Below are 1,054 nucleotides of genomic sequence, written 5' to 3' on the forward strand. Positions count from 1 at the left end.
GGCTTTGTTGCCTAAATCGATGGAACTAAATCTAGAAGCTACGATCTGATCGGCTACACCCATCAATCGTCGTAGCCTCATGCCTAAACCTCGTTACAAAACAACTAACTGGAAGCAGTACAATAAAGCCTTAATCAACCGTGGTTCTCTGACCTTTTGGATTGATGAGGAAGCGATAGCCGAGTGGAAGCAAAGCAAGCAAGGCAAGCGTGGTAGACCTCGTCGATTCAGCGACTTAGCCATTACTACTGCACTGATGGTGAAACGCGTTTTCTCTATGCCATTGAGAGCGCTACAAGGTTTTCTAGACTCAGTATTTAAGATTGCTAACATCCCGCTAGTTTGTCCGCACTATACCTGTATAAGCCGTCGAGCTAAGGAAGCTGAGGTTTCATTTAAAACTAAAACCAGAGGTGCGATACAACACCTCGCCATTGATGCCACTGGCCTCAAGGTTTATGGTGAAGGTGAATGGAAGGTTAAGAAGCATGGTACTGACGGGAAGCGTAGGGTTTGGCGTAAGCTGCATATCGCAGTAGATACAAACACCCACGAAATAGTCGCAGCAGAGCTGAGTTTATCTAACGTAACCGATGCTGAAGTACTTCCCAACTTGCTTAAGCAGACACGTCGGAAAATTATTGAGATATCAGGCGATGGCGCTTATGACACAAGGAATTGCCATGATGCCATACGGGTCAAGCGAGCGGTTCCGCTTATCCCACCACGAGAAGGGGCAGCCTTCTGGGAGCAAGGACACCCTCGCAATTTAGCAGTAGGTTGTCAAAAGCTCTACGGCTCCAACAAGAAATGGAAAAAGCGGTATGGCTATCACAAGCGCTCACTATCAGAGACAGCAATGTACCGAGTAAAACAGCTGCTAGGTGGGAAATTAAGCCTAAGAAATTACAATGCTCAGGTTGGCGAGACTTACGCTATGATCAAAGCGCTGAACAAGCTTACAGGACTTGGTATGCCTGAAACTCAGTATATTGCTTAATGACCGAACAATCTTGGGCTGCCATGTCTTCCAACCGAATTGAGCAACAAAGCC

Annotated in this window: 1 protein-coding gene; it reads left to right on the forward strand. The window is 46.6% G+C overall.

Features of this window, described 5'->3' with window-relative positions:
* Positions 1–79: 79 nt before the first annotated feature.
* Positions 80–1,000: an IS5 family transposase gene (locus ACQEXT_RS21190; protein WP_426953443.1), complete on the forward strand. Its 921-nt coding sequence runs from the start codon at positions 80–82 to the stop codon at positions 998–1,000.
* Positions 1,001–1,054: the final 54 nt, after the last annotated feature.

The sequence above is a fragment of the Vibrio sp. TRT 29B02 genome (genome assembly GCF_050113655.1).
Taxonomy (GTDB): domain Bacteria; phylum Pseudomonadota; class Gammaproteobacteria; order Enterobacterales; family Vibrionaceae; genus Vibrio.

What these genes read in the sequence shown, in the direction of transcription:
- ACQEXT_RS21190 (WP_426953443.1), top strand. Translation starts at nt 80, where the DNA reads ATGCCTAAACCTCGTTACAAAACAACTAACTGGAAGCAGTACAATAAA.